The 15,744-nt window shown below is 59.2% G+C and carries 12 protein-coding genes and 4 tRNA genes; 6 read left to right on the top strand and 10 right to left on the bottom strand.

The window, feature by feature from the left end; genetic code table 11:
- Positions 1-112 precede the first annotated feature (112 nt).
- From F2P67_RS11240 to F2P67_RS11225, 4 genes are all read right to left on the bottom strand, one after another.
- A tRNA-Asp gene (locus tag F2P67_RS11240) sits at positions 113-189 on the bottom strand.
- 19 nt (positions 190-208) lie between these two features.
- Positions 209-284 (bottom strand) — tRNA-Val (locus F2P67_RS11235).
- 191 nt (positions 285-475) lie between these two features.
- Positions 476-552 (bottom strand) — tRNA-Asp (locus tag F2P67_RS11230).
- A gap of 19 nt (positions 553-571) precedes the next feature.
- Positions 572-647 (bottom strand) — tRNA-Val (locus tag F2P67_RS11225).
- 159 nt (positions 648-806) lie between these two features.
- Between F2P67_RS11225 and rdgC the strand changes: the two genes are divergently transcribed.
- From rdgC to sugE, 3 genes are all read left to right on the top strand, one after another.
- The gene (gene rdgC, locus F2P67_RS11220) at positions 807-1,727 is read left to right on the top strand and encodes a recombination-associated protein RdgC (RefSeq protein WP_166220303.1); all 921 of its coding nucleotides are present in this window, start codon (positions 807-809) and stop codon (positions 1,725-1,727) included.
- A gap of 148 nt (positions 1,728-1,875) precedes the next feature.
- The gene (locus F2P67_RS11215; RefSeq protein WP_166220301.1) at positions 1,876-2,841 is read left to right on the top strand and encodes a bile acid:sodium symporter family protein; all 966 of its coding nucleotides are present in this window, start codon (positions 1,876-1,878) and stop codon (positions 2,839-2,841) included.
- 118 nt (positions 2,842-2,959) lie between these two features.
- Positions 2,960-3,274 carry a quaternary ammonium compound efflux SMR transporter SugE gene (gene sugE, locus F2P67_RS11210; protein WP_166220299.1) on the top strand — a complete coding sequence of 105 codons (315 nt, stop codon included), beginning with the start codon at positions 2,960-2,962 and terminating at the stop codon, positions 3,272-3,274.
- A gap of 103 nt (positions 3,275-3,377) precedes the next feature.
- On the opposite strand, the gene F2P67_RS11205 is transcribed toward sugE, so the two are convergent.
- The 4 genes from F2P67_RS11205 to F2P67_RS11190 all read right to left on the bottom strand — a co-directional run bounded on the left by F2P67_RS11205 (position 3,378) and on the right by F2P67_RS11190 (position 8,157).
- Positions 3,378-5,252, bottom strand: coding sequence for an MFS transporter (locus F2P67_RS11205; RefSeq protein WP_166220297.1), 1,875 nt, complete (start codon positions 5,250-5,252; stop codon positions 3,378-3,380).
- A gap of 97 nt (positions 5,253-5,349) precedes the next feature.
- A complete protein-coding gene (locus F2P67_RS11200; RefSeq protein WP_166220307.1) occupies positions 5,350-6,501 on the bottom strand; it encodes a TDT family transporter in 1,152 nt (383 codons plus the stop codon).
- 105 nt (positions 6,502-6,606) lie between these two features.
- Positions 6,607-6,918 carry a cupin domain-containing protein gene (locus F2P67_RS11195; RefSeq protein WP_166220295.1) on the bottom strand — a complete coding sequence of 104 codons (312 nt, stop codon included), beginning with the start codon at positions 6,916-6,918 and terminating at the stop codon, positions 6,607-6,609.
- Positions 6,919-6,969: 51 nt separating this feature from the next.
- Positions 6,970-8,157, bottom strand: a complete 1,188-nt coding sequence (locus tag F2P67_RS11190) for an MFS transporter (RefSeq protein WP_166220292.1) — start codon at positions 8,155-8,157, stop codon at positions 6,970-6,972.
- 91 nt (positions 8,158-8,248) lie between these two features.
- On the opposite strand from F2P67_RS11190, the gene F2P67_RS11185 reads away from it, so the two are divergent.
- Together F2P67_RS11185 and F2P67_RS11180 are read left to right on the top strand one after the other, a co-directional pair.
- Positions 8,249-8,791, top strand: coding sequence for a TetR/AcrR family transcriptional regulator (locus tag F2P67_RS11185; RefSeq protein ID WP_166220290.1), 543 nt, complete (start codon positions 8,249-8,251; stop codon positions 8,789-8,791).
- 167 nt (positions 8,792-8,958) lie between these two features.
- Entirely contained in the window at positions 8,959-12,429 is a 3,471-nt protein-coding gene (locus F2P67_RS11180; protein WP_166220288.1) for a hybrid sensor histidine kinase/response regulator, read from the top strand.
- A 59-nt stretch (positions 12,430-12,488) separates the two neighbouring features.
- On the opposite strand, the gene F2P67_RS11175 is transcribed toward F2P67_RS11180, so the two are convergent.
- Together F2P67_RS11175 and F2P67_RS11170 are read right to left on the bottom strand one after the other, a co-directional pair.
- The gene (locus F2P67_RS11175) at positions 12,489-13,853 is read right to left on the bottom strand and encodes a DNA recombination protein RmuC (RefSeq protein ID WP_166220305.1); all 1,365 of its coding nucleotides are present in this window, start codon (positions 13,851-13,853) and stop codon (positions 12,489-12,491) included.
- A 175-nt stretch (positions 13,854-14,028) separates the two neighbouring features.
- Entirely contained in the window at positions 14,029-14,352 is a 324-nt protein-coding gene (locus tag F2P67_RS11170; RefSeq protein WP_166220286.1) for an SEL1-like repeat protein, read from the bottom strand.
- A 962-nt stretch (positions 14,353-15,314) separates the two neighbouring features.
- On the opposite strand from F2P67_RS11170, the gene F2P67_RS11165 reads away from it, so the two are divergent.
- Positions 15,315-15,539, top strand: coding sequence for a hypothetical protein (locus tag F2P67_RS11165; RefSeq protein ID WP_007950419.1), 225 nt, complete (start codon positions 15,315-15,317; stop codon positions 15,537-15,539).
- Positions 15,540-15,744: the final 205 nt, after the last annotated feature.

Here is a 15,744-nt window from a genome sequence, read left to right as displayed (position 1 = left end):
TCGCCACAGGTTCAGTATCAAATCTGAGATTTCATAAACTTCAGACAGCAAAAAGCCCGCACGAGGCGGGCTTTCTGTGGAATCTGGCGTTCAGTGTTCCAGATTCCGAATATGGCGCAGCGGACGGGACTCGAACCCGCGACCCCCGGCGTGACAGGCCGGTATTCTAACCGACTGAACTACCGCTGCGCGAAACGCTTGAAACGAATGGTGGGTGATGACGGGATCGAACCGCCGACATTCTGCTTGTAAGGCAGACGCTCTCCCAGCTGAGCTAATCACCCTTCGCTTCGTTACGGGACGCATTATGCCACAAGTTTTCGTAAAGTGTTGATTTAATTGAAGTTTTTTTTCAAATAAATCCGAAAACCGGTGAAACGACACATTCCGCATGTACAACTCGAGGCAGAAAAAAACCCGCCTTGGCGGGTTTTTCCGTGGTGACCTGGCGTTCAGTGTTCCAGGTTACCGAATATGGCGCAGCGGACGGGACTCGAACCCGCGACCCCCGGCGTGACAGGCCGGTATTCTAACCGACTGAACTACCGCTGCGCTAAACACTTGAAACGAATGGTGGGTGATGACGGGATCGAACCGCCGACATTCTGCTTGTAAGGCAGACGCTCTCCCAGCTGAGCTAATCACCCTTCGCTTCGGTGTGGCGCGCATTCTACGGAGCGACCCAACCTCTGGCAAGCACTTTTTTAAATAATTTTCTCAGGCCTTCCAAAGGCTTAGAGAAGGGTTGGCCTATCAGGCGGCGAAGACAATAATGCCCCCCTTTGTATAAAGGAGAGACTCACCCCATGTGGTTCAAAAACCTGCTTATCTATCGCCTGACCCAAGACCTGCCTGTCGATGCCGAGGCGCTGGAAACTGCACTGGCCACCAAACTGGCGCGTCCATGTGCAAGCCAGGAGTTGACCACCTACGGTTTCGTCGCGCCGTTCGGCAAAGGCGAAGATGCTCCATTGGTACACGTCAGCGGTGACTTCCTGCTGATTGCCGCGCGTAAAGAAGAACGCATTCTGCCGGGCAGCGTCGTGCGTGACGCGGTCAAGGAAAAGGTCGAAGAGATCGAAGCCGAGCAGATGCGCAAGGTCTACAAGAAGGAACGTGATCAGATCAAGGATGAAATCATCCAGGCGTTCCTGCCGCGCGCGTTCATCCGCCGCTCTTCGACCTTCGCCGCTATCGCGCCGAAACAGGGTCTTATTCTGGTCAACTCGGCCAGCCCGAAACGCGCCGAAGACCTGCTCTCCACCCTGCGTGAGGTGATCGGCACCCTGCCGGTTCGTCCTCTCACCGTGAAAATGGCACCAACCGCCGTCATGACTGAGTGGGTCACCACGCAGAAAGCCGCCGACGATTTCTTCGTGCTGGACGAATGCGAGTTGCGCGATACCCACGAAGATGGCGGCATCGTCCGCTGCAAGCGTCAGGACCTGACCAGCGACGAAATCCAGCTGCACCTGAGCACGGGCAAAGTGGTCACGCAGTTGTCGCTGGCCTGGCAGGACAAACTGTCGTTCATGCTTGACGACAAGCTGACCGTCAAACGTCTGAAGTTCGAAGATCTGTTGCAGGATCAGGCAGAACAGGACGGCGGCGACGAAGCGCTGGGGCAACTGGACGCCAGCTTCACCCTGATGATGCTGACGTTCGGTGATTTCCTGCCGGCGCTGGTAGAAGCACTGGGTGGGGAAGAAACGCCGCAGGGAATCTAACGCCTGACGCGGTTCTAACTGTGGGAGCGAGCTTGCTCGCGAAAGCGCTGTGTCATTCAACGATGTATTGGCTGACGTGACGCCTTCGCGAGCAAGCCCGCTCCCACATTTGGTTTTGTGGTGCTCATTTAATAATAAGGAACAAGCCATGCGCGCACTGGCTGCACTCAGCCGCTTTGTCGGCAATACCTTCGCTTACTGGGTTCTGATTTTCGCGGTGATCGCGTTCCTGCAGCCGGACTGGTTCCTCGGCCTCAAAGGCGCGATCGTACCGCTGCTGGGCCTGGTGATGTTCGGCATGGGCCTGACCCTCAAACTCGATGACTTCGCCGCCGTCGCCCGCCACCCCTGGCGTGTCGCGCTGGGCGTGGTCGCGCATTTTGTGATCATGCCCGGCGTGGCGTGGTTGCTGTGTCAGGTGTTTCACCTGCCGCCGGAAATTGCCGTCGGCGTGATTCTGGTCGGCTGCTGCCCGAGCGGCACCTCGTCGAACGTGATGACCTGGCTGGCCCGCGGTGATCTGGCGCTGTCGGTGGCCATCGCCGCCGTCACCACCCTCCTCGCCCCGCTGTTGACGCCGGCGCTGATCTGGCTGTTGGCCTCGGCGTGGCTGCCGGTGTCGTTCATGGAATTGTTCTGGTCGATCCTGCAAGTGGTGCTGCTGCCGATCATTCTTGGTGTGGTTGCGCAACGCGTGCTCGGCGACAAAGTTCGCCACGCGGTGGATGTGTTGCCACTGGTGTCGGTGGTCAGCATTGTAATCATCGTCACGGCGGTGGTGGCCGCGAGTCAGGCGAAGATTGCCGAATCCGGTTTGCTGATCATGGCCGTGGTCATGCTGCACAACAGCTTCGGCTATTTGCTCGGTTACTTCACCGGGCGCCTGTTCAACTTGCCGCTGGCCCAGCGCAAATCACTGGCACTCGAAGTAGGTATGCAGAACTCGGGATTGGGCGCCGCTCTGGCCAGTGCGCACTTCTCGCCACTGGCGGCAGTACCGAGCGCGTTGTTCAGTGTCTGGCACAACATCTCCGGGGCGTTGTTGTCGACGTATTTCCGGCGGATGAGCGAAAAACAGGATCGCGAAGCGCTGGCGCAACAGACCGCCGACTGAGCCGAAACTTGATCCCCGGGTTGATGCTCGGCAAAATGCGGCGCAACGCGGGGACGACCCTGCGGCTCGATCGAGTTTTCAATCCGGGGACGGCCCCATCTATCGATGGAGGTTTTACATGTCCTGGATCATCCTGTTTTTCGCCGGCCTGTTCGAGGTCGGCTGGGCCGTCGGCCTGAAATACACCGATGGTTTCACCCGCCCGATTCCTACCGTTCTGACCGTTGCAGCCATGGCCATCAGCCTTGGCTTGCTGGGGCTGGCGATGAAGGAACTGCCGCTGGGCACCGCTTATGCGATCTGGACCGGTGTCGGTGCCGTAGGCACGGTAATCGCCGGGATCATTCTGTTTGGTGAGTCGATGGCATTGATTCGGCTGGCCAGTGTGGCGTTGATCATCACTGGTTTGATCGGGCTCAAGGTCAGCGCTTAATTTTTGCGAGCAAACCCGCTCCCACATTCAACCGCGTTCCGCCTGAGGAGTACGGTCAACTGTGGGAGCGGGCTTGCTCGCGAAGAGGCCAGTAAATCACTGATTATCTAACAGTCCCGCGCAATTCCCCGACCAAAGCCTGCAACTCCGCCGGTTGCGCCTCTTCAACAGCGACCGCCGATCCCGCCACCAACGTCACCCGCGACCACAACCGGCGAAATACGCCTTTGCTCGGATCGCGACTGAAGAAACTCCCCCACAACCCTTGCAGCGCCAGCGGAATCACCGGCACCGGTGTTTCTTCGAGAATCCGCGTCAGCCCGCTCTTGAACTCGTTGATCTCGCCGTCAGCGGTCAGCTTGCCTTCCGGAAAGATGCAGACCAGTTCGCCGTCCTTCAAATATTGGGCAATCCGGGTGAAGGCCTTTTCGTAGATCTGGATGTCTTCGTTGCGTCCGGCAATCGGAATCGTCCCCGCCGTACGGAAAATAAAGTTCAGCACCGGCAGGTTGTAGATTTTGTAGTACATGACAAAGCGAATCGGCCGACGCACAGCGCCGCCAATCAGCAGGGCGTCAACAAACGACACGTGGTTGCACACCAGCAGCGCCGCGCCTTCATCCGGGATTGCTTCAAGATTGCGGTGCTCGACGCGGTACATGGAATGGCTGAGCAGCCAGATCATGAAACGCATGCTGAACTCGGGGACGATCTTGAAGATGTAGGCGTTGACGCCGATGTTGAGCAACGACACCACCAAAAACAGTTGCGGAATCGACAGTTTCACCACGCTCAACAACACGATGGAGACGATGGCCGAAACCACCATAAACAGTGCGTTGAGGATGTTGTTGGCAGCAATCACGCGCGCCCGCTCGTTTTCCGCAGTGCGCGACTGGATCAGCGCGTACAGCGGCACGATATAGAAGCCGCCGAAAATACCGAGGCCAAGAATGTCGATCAACACCGCCCAGGTGTGCGCAAAACCCAATATTTCAACCCAGCCATGGCCGGTGACGCTGTCCGGTATTCCGCCGGAATGCCACCACAACAGCAGGCCGAATACGGTCAGACCGAACGAGCCAAACGGCACCAGACCGATTTCGACCTTACGCCCGGAAAGCTTTTCGCAGAGCATCGAACCCAGCGCGATGCCGACCGAAAACACGGTGAGGATCAGCGTAACCACCGTTTCGTCGCCGTGCATCCACTCTTTGGCGTACGCCGGAATCTGCGTCAGATAAATCGCCCCGACGAACCAGAACCACGAGTTGCCGACAATCGAACGCGATACGGCAGGCGTCTGGCCCAGGCCGAGTTTAAGGGTGGCCCAGGACTGGCTGAAGATGTTCCAGTTCAGGCGCATCTCCGGCGTAGCCGCCGCCGCGCGAGGAATGCTGCGGCTGGCCAGATAACCGAGCACCGCGATGCCGATAATCGCAGTCGACACCAGCGGTGCGTAGTGCGTCGAGGACATGATGACACCGGCGCCGATGGTGCCGGCGAGGATCGCCAGGAACGTGCCCATCTCCACCAGTCCGTTGCCGCCAACCAGTTCATCCTCGCGCAATGCCTGCGGAAGGATCGAGTACTTCACCGGCCCGAACAGTGCCGAATGCGTGCCCATGGCGAACAGCGCCACCAGCATCAGCGACAGATGATCGAAGAGGAAGCCGATCGATCCTACGGCCATGATCGCGATTTCCGCGAGTTTGATGACCCGGATCAGCGCGTCCTTGGCGAATTTTTCCCCGAACTGCCCGGCCAGCGCCGAGAACAGAAAAAACGGCAGGATAAACAGCAGCGCACACAGGTTGACCCAGATTGAGCGGTCACCTTCGATGGTCAGCCGATAGAGAATGGCGAGGATCAGCGACTGTTTAAACACGTTGTCGTTGAACGCGCCAAGCGACTGCGTGATGAAGAACGGCAAGAAACGCCGGGTGCGCAGCAGGTTGAACTGTGAGGGGTGACTCATCTTCCGTGTTTCCCTGATGTTGGGTTGGAGTGGCCTGGGTTCTTGTATTGGAATCTCGAACCGCGATCCAGGCCACACCTTACCTAAACTTTTCAGGTTATTTCTTCAAACCTGCAATGCACGGCGAGACAAACAGTTCACCGCGCCACGCCCCTTGCAGCGTGCGCTTGCCGACAATCAGCCACATCACCGCCAGCAAGGTCACCAGCACGCAGCCGACGACACTGAAAAAACCAAGACTCAGCGTGCTGGCAAGTTTCAGCGTCGCCAGCGAATACACGCCCAGCGGGAAGGTAAAACCCCACCAGCCGAGGTTGAACGGAATGCCGTCACGCAGATAACGCACGGTGATCAACAACGCCATCAACATCCACCACAAGCCGAACCCCCACAGGGTGATACCGGCGATCAAGCCAATGCCCGATGCGATTTCGCCAAGGCCCGGCAGACCGTTGGCGGCGAAGATCGCCGGCGCATCCGCGCCCAGCAGCAACATGCCCAGCGCACCGGTGCCGATAGGGCCGAGGGCCAGCCAGCTCGACGCGGCCATGTTTTCGTGGGGCAGTTTATGCAACGCCATGCGCAGCAACAGGATGGTCAGAATGCTGAACGCCACCGGCAGGGAAAAGGCCCAAAGCACGTAGCTGGTGGTCAGTACGATCAGTTGCGAGTGGGCATCGGTGAGATGCGGCGCGAGCAAACCGCCACTGGCCGCCGCGACTTCAGCGGCGACCACCGGCAACAGCCAGACGGCGGTCATCTGGTCGATGCTGTGTTCCTGACGGGTAAACATCATGTACGGAATCAACACACCGCAGGCCAGCGACATGGCCACGTCGATCCACCACAGCACTTCGGCGAGATGAATGACGCCGTCGCCCCAGCGCGGCAGGCCGAACAGCAGAAAACCGTTGATAATTGTCGCCAAGCCCATGGGAATCGTGCCGAAGAACATCGACACCGTGGAGTGCCCGAAAATCCGCCGCGCTTCATCGAAGAACAGAATCCAGCGCGCGGCGTAGGCCGCCGTGAACAGCGTGAACAACAGAATGTTGAACAACCACAGCCCTTCGGCGACGGCGTGTAAACCGGGAATCGCCAGCGGCAACTGCGCCAGTGCCAACGCTAGCACGCCGGTACCCATCGTGGCGGCGAACCAGTTGGGCGTGAATTGCCGGATCACTTCACGCGGGTGCTGAAGCTGGCTGAAAGGCTTGATGCCGGGCTTGGCGCTGTTGGGGCAAATCATCATGAACTCCTCTCCTCTGGTGAGGTTGAGTCCATGGTAGATCCGAATCGAATATCTATATAACGGGTAATATCTCTAACTGTTATCTGTTTTGCAGATAAGTAATCAAACGCTGCCTTCGCTTTCAATCACCAGAATCCGCGCCGCACCTTGCGGATGGGCGACGTGCTCGGTGCCGACCGAGGCGTAGAAAATATCGCCAACGTCCAACTGCACCTGTTTTTCTTCACCCTTCTCGCGGTAATGCATCGACACTGTGCCGTCGAGCACCACAAACACTTCCTCGCCATCATTGACATGCCAGTTGTACGGCTGATCGGTCCAGTGCAAGCGCGTGGTGATGCCCTTCATGTTGGCGATGTCGAGTGCGCCCCAGGCGCGGTCGGCGGTGAAGCTTTTGCTGCGGATAATCTTCATGAGTCGATCCGTGAGAAGAGTGGCGAACAAGGCTAACCGAATCCGCCGGGCTTATGGAGCGCTGCACGCCTTGACCGCTGCCGGACGCACGCTGAGCAATAACGCGCCGAGTGCCAGCACGATCAGCACCGCGCCGTAACCATCGGTGGTTGCGAGCAAGCCAAAACTGCGCGCCAAATGGCCGGCGAGCAACGCCGGCAGACAGAACGCCAGATAACTCAGCACGTAATACGCCGACATCAACCCCGCACGCTCATGGGGCAAAGCCAACGGCACCAGGCTGCGCACGGCACCGAGGAATCCGGAACCGAAACCACAACCGGCGACCAATGTGCCGAGGAAAAACACCGGCAGACTGGCGCTGTGCACACCGAGCAGAATCAGCAGCAGACCCATCGGCAGCAAACTCGCGCCCAGTTGCAAGGCACGTTTGGCGCTGCGATTGCGCAAGGTGAAAATCATCAAAGCACCCGTCACGGTCAATGCCGCCACGGTGGCGCCGCCGATCAGGTTGGACGTGGAACCGGTGGCCGTACGCACCAGCGAAGGCGCCAGCGACGCGTAAAAACCGCCGAGCGCCCAAGTCGCTGTGTTTAGCGGCAGGACTTTCCATAAGGTTGCCCGCGCCTGAACCGGCACATGCAGGGTCGGCCGCAGCGATGCCCAGGCGCCGGCCTGCGGCGTGACACTTTCCGGTAACCGCCAGACATACAGTGCCTGCAACACAAACAGCGCGAGCAATAACCAGTAGGTCAGTTGCAGCGGGGCCGGGGCGAACTCGGCGAGCAAGCCACACCCCATGCCGCCCAGCGCCATCCCCAACAACGGCGCCACACTGTTGATCAACGGCCCTTGGTGGCGGTCAGTGTCGAGCAATGTTGCGCTCAGCACCGCCGTGGCCATGCCAGTAGCAAAGCCCTGCAACACTCGCGCACTGATCAGCCACGCCACACTGTCGGCATAGATGAACAGCAGCATTGCCAACGCGTTGAGCAACACGGCACTGAAGATCACCGGCTTGCGTCCGACGTGATCGGACAGCGAACCGACGGTCAATAAAGCCGCCAGGAGGCTGAGTGCATATACACCGAAAATCAGCGTCAGCACTGCGGCCGAGAAATGCAGTTGATCCTGATACAAGTGGTACAACGGCGTCGGCGCGGTGGAAGCGGCGAGAAAACTGAGTAAGGTGATCGCCAGAAACCACAGGCTGGAACGGTTGGAAGCAAGGCTAATCATGTGCACACTCCGCAAAAGCTAATTTTTTGCTTTTGCGGAGTGTGCTACCGCCTCGCGCTTAAAGCAAATTCTTTGTGTTAAGGTCTGCCGCATGGCTATTAAAGAAGGTTTACGCCCCGGCGGCCGCAGTGCCCGGGTGCAAGAGTCGATTCATTCGGCTGTCCGCGCGCTGCTGCAAGAACAGGAGCGCTCCACGGTGACAGTGCCGCAAATCGCGGCGCGCGCCGGGGTTACACCGTCGACGATCTACCGGCGCTGGGGCGATCTCGCCGCGTTGTTGGCCGACGTCGCCCTCGCCCGCATGCGCCCCGACAGTGAGCCGGCACTAACCGGCAGCCTGCGCAGCGATATTCGGGCATGGGCCGAGCAGTATCTGGACGAGATGAGCTCCGAGCCTGGACGCAACATGATGCGCGACGTACAGGCGAGCGCGACGCCGGGGTATTGCGTGACGATCATTGCGGCACAGTTGCAGATCATCATTGACCGTCACCCCGAGGAAACCGCGCCGAGCATCGACCGCTTGATCAATTTGGTGGTGGCGCCGGTGGTGTTCCGGATTCTGTTTTCGGCGGCGGCGCTGGAGGTGGATGAGCTTCATCATCTGATCGATATTGCGCTGCGTCACAACTGACGCCTGCTCGCGATGAGGCCCGCCCGGTCAGCACAAAAACCACCCGGTTCCACACCTGCGACACCCCGCCACGCCACGACCTTGGTCGACACTGACTAACCGCCGCACTCATGCGAGACTGTCCGCCCGGGCTGGAATGCCCGGGCGTCTTTTGTCAGGAGTGATGCATGTCGTTGTCCACCGGGCTGATCGCCGCCGTCGCCCTGGCCTATATGGCCATCATGTTCGCCATCGCCTTCTACGGCGACCGTCGCAGCGCGCCGTTGCCGCCGCGAATGCGTGCGTGGGTGTACAGCCTGTCGCTGGCGGTCTATTGCACCAGCTGGACATTCTTCGGCGCGGTCGGTCAGGCCGCCGAGCAGCTGTGGTCATTCCTGCCGATCTACCTCGGGCCGATCCTTCTGCTGGTCGGCGCGCCGTGGGTGCTGCAAAAAATGGTGATGATCAGCAAACAGGAGAACATCACCTCCATCGCCGACTTCATCGCCGCGCGTTACGGCAAGTCGCAAACGCTGGCCGTGGTCGTGGCCCTGATTTGCCTGGTCGGCGTGCTCCCCTACATCGCCCTGCAACTCAAAGGCATCGTGCTCGGCGTGAATCTGCTGATCGGTGCTGGTGCCGACGCGATGGGCACGCGTGCCCAGGACACCGCGCTGATTGTGTCGCTGGTGCTGGCGCTGTTCACCATCGTCTTCGGCACGCGCAACCTCGACGCCACCGAACACCATCGCGGCATGGTACTGGCCATTGCCTTCGAGTCACTGGTCAAGCTGTTCGCATTTCTCGCCGTCGGCGCATTCGTCACCTTCGGTCTGTATGACGGCTTCGACGACCTGTTCAATCAGGCGATGCTCGCCCCGCGCCTTGAGGAATACTGGAAGGAAACCGTCAACTGGCCATCGATGGTGGTACAGACCGGTGTGGCGATGATGGCGATCATCTGCCTGCCCCGGCAATTCCACGTCACCGTGGTCGAGAACATCGATCCACAGGATCTGCGTCTGGCCAAATGGGTATTTCCCGCGTACCTCGCACTGGCAGCATTGTTCGTAGTCCCAATCGCCCTGGCCGGTCAGATGTTGTTACCGAGCGACGTACTGCCAGACTCGTTCGTGATCAGTCTGCCACTGGCCCAGGCCCATCCGGCGCTGGCAGTGCTGGCGTTCATTGGCGGCGCGTCGGCGGCCACCGGCATGGTGATTGTCGCCAGCGTGGCGCTGTCGACCATGGTCTCCAACGACATGCTGTTGCCGTGGTTGCTGCGGCGCAACAATGCCGAGCGCCCGTTCGAAGTGTTCCGCCAATGGATGCTCTCGGTGCGGCGCGTGAGCATCGTGGTGATCCTTTTGCTGGCGTACGTCAGCTATCGTTTGCTCGGCTCGACGGCGAGTCTGGCGACCATCGGCCAGATTGCCTTCGCCGCGGTCACGCAACTGGCACCCGCCATGCTCGGTGCGCTGTACTGGAAACAGGCCAACCGGCGCGGCGTGTTCGCCGGTCTCGCTGCCGGCACGTTCCTATGGTTTTACACATTGATTCTGCCGATTGCAGCACACAGTCTCGGCTGGTCGCTGAGCAGTTTCCCTGGGCTGGCGTGGCTGCACAGTAACCCGCTGAACCTACCGATCACCCCGCTGACCCAAGGCGTGGTGCTGTCGCTGGCCGGCAACTTCACGCTGTTTGCCTGGGTCTCGGTGCTTTCGCGCACTCGGGTCTCGGAGCACTGGCAGGCCGGGCGCTTCATCGGCCAGGAAATCAGCGCCCGCCCCAGTGCGCGCTCGATGCTGGCGGTGCAGATCGATGATTTGTTGCAACTGGCGGCACGCTTCGTCGGTGAGGAACGCGCCCGACAGAGCTTCATTCGGTTCGCCTACCGCCAGGGCAAAGGCTTCAATCCCAACCAGAACGCCGACGGCGAATGGATCGCCCACACCGAACGCTTGCTCGCCGGTGTTCTCGGCGCTTCTTCGACGCGAGCCGTCGTAAAAGCCGCCATTGAAGGTCGGGAAATGCAGCTGGAAGATGTCGTGCGCATCGCTGACGAAGCCTCGGAAGTGTTGCAGTTCAACCGCGCCTTGCTGCAGGGCGCGATTGAAAACATCACGCAAGGCATCAGCGTGGTCGACCAATCGCTGAAACTGGTGGCCTGGAACCGTCGCTACCTGGAGCTGTTCAACTACCCGGATGGCTTGATCAGCGTTGGCCGCCCGATTGCCGACATCATTCGCTACAACGCCGAGCGCGGCTTGTGCGGCCCCGGCGAAGCCGAAGTGCACGTCGCCCGGCGCCTGCACTGGATGCGCCAGGGCCGTGCGCACACTTCCGAACGTCTGTTCCCCAATGGCCGGGTGATCGAACTGATCGGCAACCCGATGCCGGGCGGCGGTTTCGTCATGAGTTTCACCGACATCACCGCGTTCCGCGAGGCTGAACAGGCGCTGACCGAGGCCAACGAAGGCCTGGAGCAACGCGTCAGCGAGCGCACTCAGGAACTCTCGCAACTCAACGTCGCGTTGACCGAAGCCAAAGGCAACGCCGAAGCGGCGAATCAGTCGAAAACCCGTTTTCTCGCGGCGGTCAGCCATGACCTGATGCAGCCGCTGAACGCTGCGCGACTGTTCTCCGCCGCCCTCTCCCATCAGGACGACGGTTTGAGCGGCGAGGCGCAGAAACTGGTGCAGCACCTCGACAGTTCGCTGCGCTCAGCCGAAGACCTGATCAGCGATCTGCTGGATATTTCGCGACTTGAAAACGGCAAGATCAACCCGGATCGCAAGCCGTTCGCGCTCAATGAGCTGTTCGACATTCTCGGTGCCGAGTTCCAGGCGCTGGCGCAGGAGCAAGGCCTGAAATTCCGCGTGCGCGGCAGTCATCTGCGCATCGACAGCGACATCAAACTGCTGCGGCGGATTCTGCAGAACTTCCTCACCAATGCTTTCCGCTACGCCAAAGGCCCTGTGCTGCTGGGCGTACGACGGCGCGACGGCGAGTTGTGTCTGGAAGTGTGGGATCGCGGCCCGGGCATTGCGCTGGATAAACAGAAAGTCATTTTCGAAGAATTCAAACGCCTCGACAGCCATCAGACCCGCGCCGAAAAAGGCCTGGGCCTTGGCCTGGCGATTGCCGATGGTTTATGCCGCGTGCTTGGCCATACATTGCGTGTGCGTTCATGGCCGGGACGCGGCAGCGTTTTCAGCGTCAGTGTGCCGCTGGCCCACTCACAAACCGTACCGGCCAGCGCGATCAGCGAAATCAACGGCAAACTGCACAGCGGCGCGCAGGTGCTGTGCATCGACAATGAAGACAGCATCCTGATCGGCATGAACAGTTTGTTGAGTCGCTGGGGTTGTCAGGTCTGGACGGCGCGCAATCGTGAGGAGTGCGCTGCGTTGCTCAACGAAGGCGTACGACCGCAACTGGCGCTGGTGGATTACCACCTCGATGACGGCGAAACCGGTACCGAGCTGATGGCGTGGCTGCGCACGCGCCTGGGCGAACCGGTGCCGGGGGTGGTAATCAGCGCTGACGGCCATCCCGAAACGGTGGCGCAGGTGCATGCGGCGGGGCTGGATTATCTGGCCAAACCGGTGAAACCGGCGGCGTTGCGGGCGTTGTTGAGTCGGTATTTGCCGTTGTAAAACCTTGACACCACAAGACCTGTGGCGAGGGAGCAGGCTCCCTCGCCACAAAATCGGGTTTACTCAGGCAACTCGACCAATCCGTCGACATCCGTCATCGCCCGCTCCAGCAAATCGGCCGGCAAGCTCTTGCTCGCGCGCGCGCCCAACAGTTTCAGCTGTTCGCTGCGGCTGACCAGGTTGCCGCGCCCTTCAGTGAGTTTGTTGCGCGCCGAGCTGTAGGCTTTGTCCAATTGCTGAAGACGATTTCCGACTTCATCCAGATCCTGAATGAACAGCACGAACTTGTCGTACAGCCACCCGGCCCGCTCGGCGATTTCCCGGGCGTTCTGACTCTGGCGTTCCTGCTTCCACAGGCTGTCGATCACGCGCAATGTCGCCAGCAACGTGGTCGGGCTGACGATGACGATGTTGCGATCGAAGGCCTCCTGAAACAGCGCTGGCTCTGCCTGTAGCGCTGCGGAAAACGCCGCTTCGATCGGCACGAACAGCAAGACGAAATCGAGACTGTGCAAGCCTTCCAGACGTTTGTAATCCTTGCCCGCCAAGCCTTTGACATGATTGCGCAGCGACAGCACGTGTTGCTTGATCGCGATTTGCCCGAGGGAGTCGTCCTCGGCCGCTACGTACTGCTGATACGCGGTCAGGCTGACCTTCGAATCGACCACCACCTGCTTGTCGCCCGGCAGATAAATGATCACGTCCGGCTGGAAGCGCTCGCCGTCCGGACCCTTGAGATTGACCTGGGTCTGGTACTCGCGACCCTTCTCCAGCCCGGCGTGTTCCAGCACCCGCTCAAGAATCAGCTCGCCCCAGTTGCCTTGGGTTTTCTGGCCTTTTAGCGCACGGGTCAGGTTGGTGGCTTCATCACTCAGGCGCAGGTTAAGTGCCTGCAAACGCTCCAGTTCCTTGGCCAGCGAGAAACGCTCGCGGGCTTCGGCCTGGTAACTTTCTTCCACGCGCTTTTCGAAGGATTGAATGCGTTCTTTCAACGGATCGAGCAACTGCCCGAGGCGCTGCTGGCTGGTCTCGGCGAAACGCTGTTCACGCTCATCGAATATCTTCCCGGCCAGTTCGGCGAACTGTGCACGCAGTTCATCGCGCGAACCTTGCAGGTCGCTCAGACGTTGTTGGTGGCTTTCCTGTTGCTCGCGCAGCTCGGCATTCAGTGAGGCGGCTTGAGCGTCGAGACGGCGCAGTTCGGCTTCCTTGTTGGCGCGTTCGATATTCCAGGCATGGGAGGCGTCACGCGCATCGTCGCGCTCGATCTGCAACAACTCGACTTCGCGGCGCAGCGCTGCCAGATCAGCCTGTTTGGCAGCGTTGGCCTGACCGAGATCGGCAACCTCATCACGACTGGCGTCCAGCTGCGCGGTAAGTCCGTCCTGCGCCAGTTGCGCCATGGCCAGCCGCTCTTCCAGCAGGGCCACTTCGGCCTGGCCGCTACTCGCCCGGCGCTGCAGTTGCCAGGCCAGCGCCAATAACGGCAGCCCTGCCCCTGCGAGACCGAGCAATACGCTGGTCAAGTCCATAGCCATAGCGACTCCTGCCGTTGGAATAAAGCCTGAAGGTTAACCAAGGTGTCAGAACTTGGACAGCTCAGTCTTCGATGAGCCCGAGTTCCTGCTGTGCACGCAGATCGCCGGCGCGAGCGGCCTGGCGAAGAAGGTCCTGACCGATACGGCGATCCCGAGCATTGCCGCATTCGCGGCACATCAATTGGCCGAGACGGCTTTGCGCAACGACCACGCCTTCGCGCGCTGGTTGCTTGAGCAGGCGGCCGGCGAGGTGTTTGGCGTTGTGACTGTCACTCAGGCGCGGGCTGTCGAGCAGCCATTCGGCCACGCGTACAGAAAATCGCTTGGGCGAGGTAACACGAGGGGATTGTGAGGTAACAGAGTCTGATACTGAGCGAAACTTCATAAAGCACTGTGGGACAGATCGGAAGGCGCGCCACTCTACTCTCTTTTTCTTACAGGTAAAGTCGAAAAAAACTCGGCACGCCCGTCCTAGAGCAAGCGCTCGGGACAATCCACAGAAGCTGTGGATAACTCAGTGGACAACCGTCTTCAATCCGCCGCAAAGCCTTGTGGAATGGGGGCTGCGCTCAAACTGACGATTTTTTCACCAACAAAAAAAAGCGATGTTTTTCATTGACTTAAACTTTCGTTACAGGCAGCCACCGGGGTCAGGTTTGGTGTGACAGCGACGTTACAGCCTGCGCAACTAATGTGCACAAGTACCTGTTACCCGGTTATATCGATGCGCTTTTTCGGGTCATTTTGGCCCTTGACCTGGGGATAAGCCATTTGGCGACGGATATGGACGCACGCTTTTGTGGCGACGGATGGTCGACTTTCCGATTGGATGGACCCGATCTACACGTCATCACTCGCACCGTCGCTACCGTTTATAATCTTTTTTGCAGGTGGGTTTGCTTTGCCCGGGACGATCCGTTAGTATCCGCGGCGTTAGTACCAAGCTGAAAGTCAATTCCGGTCGAACACATCCCCACGGTCAACCTTCTTCCCAGAAGCCTTCACCGAAAAAAGCGGGAACGACCCCTCGATGGTTTCCAGGTAAATCTTTCGACGACACTGCCTTTGAATGATGCAAAGGGTGTTGCGAAGACCACTTACTCTGACCGAACCAGCCTGCAAATTGATCAGGATCTTCACCCCGGGCCCAGAACCTTTGCCCTTGATGTGTTGCCTGCCCTCCTAAGTACCTACCTGCCAGCCCAAGCGCGCCAACTTATCAGCGCTTCAAACTGGCTGCTTTGTTCCAGTCGGGTTCTTTGTTCGACCAATGGTGGTCGACATTACTGGAACGTTTTAACGTTGCACGGTTCTTATCCGTGTCATTTGTAGGAACACCTAATAACTATGTCTACTCAAATCCAGACTCAGGATGCCATTCGCACCCTAACCAACGCTTTTGCTCCAATGAACTGCCTGATCATGGCCGCTCGCAAAGGCTGCTTCAGCTTCACCGTGGTCAATGAACACGGGATCGCGCGCCACAGCGAGCGTCTGTACCCCGATCAATACTCCAGCGCCGAACCGCTGCAGGCCGTGATCGATCGTACACGTCAGGCATTGATTGCCTGAGAGCCGAAAAGGCTGCAAAAGCAAAGCCCCGCCTGAAACGCGGGGCTTTTTATTGCCCGATGTTTCACTTTTGAGCATTTATGCCTAAGCACCATCCGATATAACGGTTATAACTCGAAGCCGGAAATATTTTAAAAACAGTCCTTTACCTCACCAAGATGACACTACACTTCAACTCAAGCGGCTTGATCCGCTTCCGGCGAAC

This window comes from Pseudomonas atagonensis, from assembly GCF_011369485.1.
GTDB classification, from domain to species: Bacteria; Pseudomonadota; Gammaproteobacteria; order Pseudomonadales; family Pseudomonadaceae; genus Aquipseudomonas; species Aquipseudomonas atagonensis.
Note: the sequence above shows the minus strand (reverse complement) of the source record. Positions and strands in the feature narration are given on the sequence as shown.

Excerpts from the sequence above, each read along its gene's own strand:
- rdgC (WP_166220303.1), top strand. The coding sequence starts at position 807 with ATGTGGTTCAAAAACCTGCTTATCTATCGCCTGACCCAAGACCTGCCT.
- F2P67_RS11215 (WP_166220301.1), top strand. The coding sequence starts at position 1,876 with ATGCGCGCACTGGCTGCACTCAGCCGCTTTGTCGGCAATACCTTCGCT.
- sugE (WP_166220299.1), top strand. The coding sequence starts at position 2,960 with ATGTCCTGGATCATCCTGTTTTTCGCCGGCCTGTTCGAGGTCGGCTGG.
- F2P67_RS11205 (WP_166220297.1), bottom strand. The coding sequence starts at position 5,252 with ATGAGTCACCCCTCACAGTTCAACCTGCTGCGCACCCGGCGTTTCTTG.
- F2P67_RS11200 (WP_166220307.1), bottom strand. The coding sequence starts at position 6,501 with ATGATTTGCCCCAACAGCGCCAAGCCCGGCATCAAGCCTTTCAGCCAG.
- F2P67_RS11195 (WP_166220295.1), bottom strand. The coding sequence starts at position 6,918 with ATGAAGATTATCCGCAGCAAAAGCTTCACCGCCGACCGCGCCTGGGGC.
- F2P67_RS11190 (WP_166220292.1), bottom strand. The coding sequence starts at position 8,157 with ATGATTAGCCTTGCTTCCAACCGTTCCAGCCTGTGGTTTCTGGCGATC.
- F2P67_RS11185 (WP_166220290.1), top strand. The coding sequence starts at position 8,249 with ATGGCTATTAAAGAAGGTTTACGCCCCGGCGGCCGCAGTGCCCGGGTG.
- F2P67_RS11180 (WP_166220288.1), top strand. The coding sequence starts at position 8,959 with ATGTCGTTGTCCACCGGGCTGATCGCCGCCGTCGCCCTGGCCTATATG.
- F2P67_RS11170 (WP_166220286.1), bottom strand. The coding sequence starts at position 14,352 with ATGAAGTTTCGCTCAGTATCAGACTCTGTTACCTCACAATCCCCTCGT.
- F2P67_RS11165 (WP_007950419.1), top strand. The coding sequence starts at position 15,315 with ATGTCTACTCAAATCCAGACTCAGGATGCCATTCGCACCCTAACCAAC.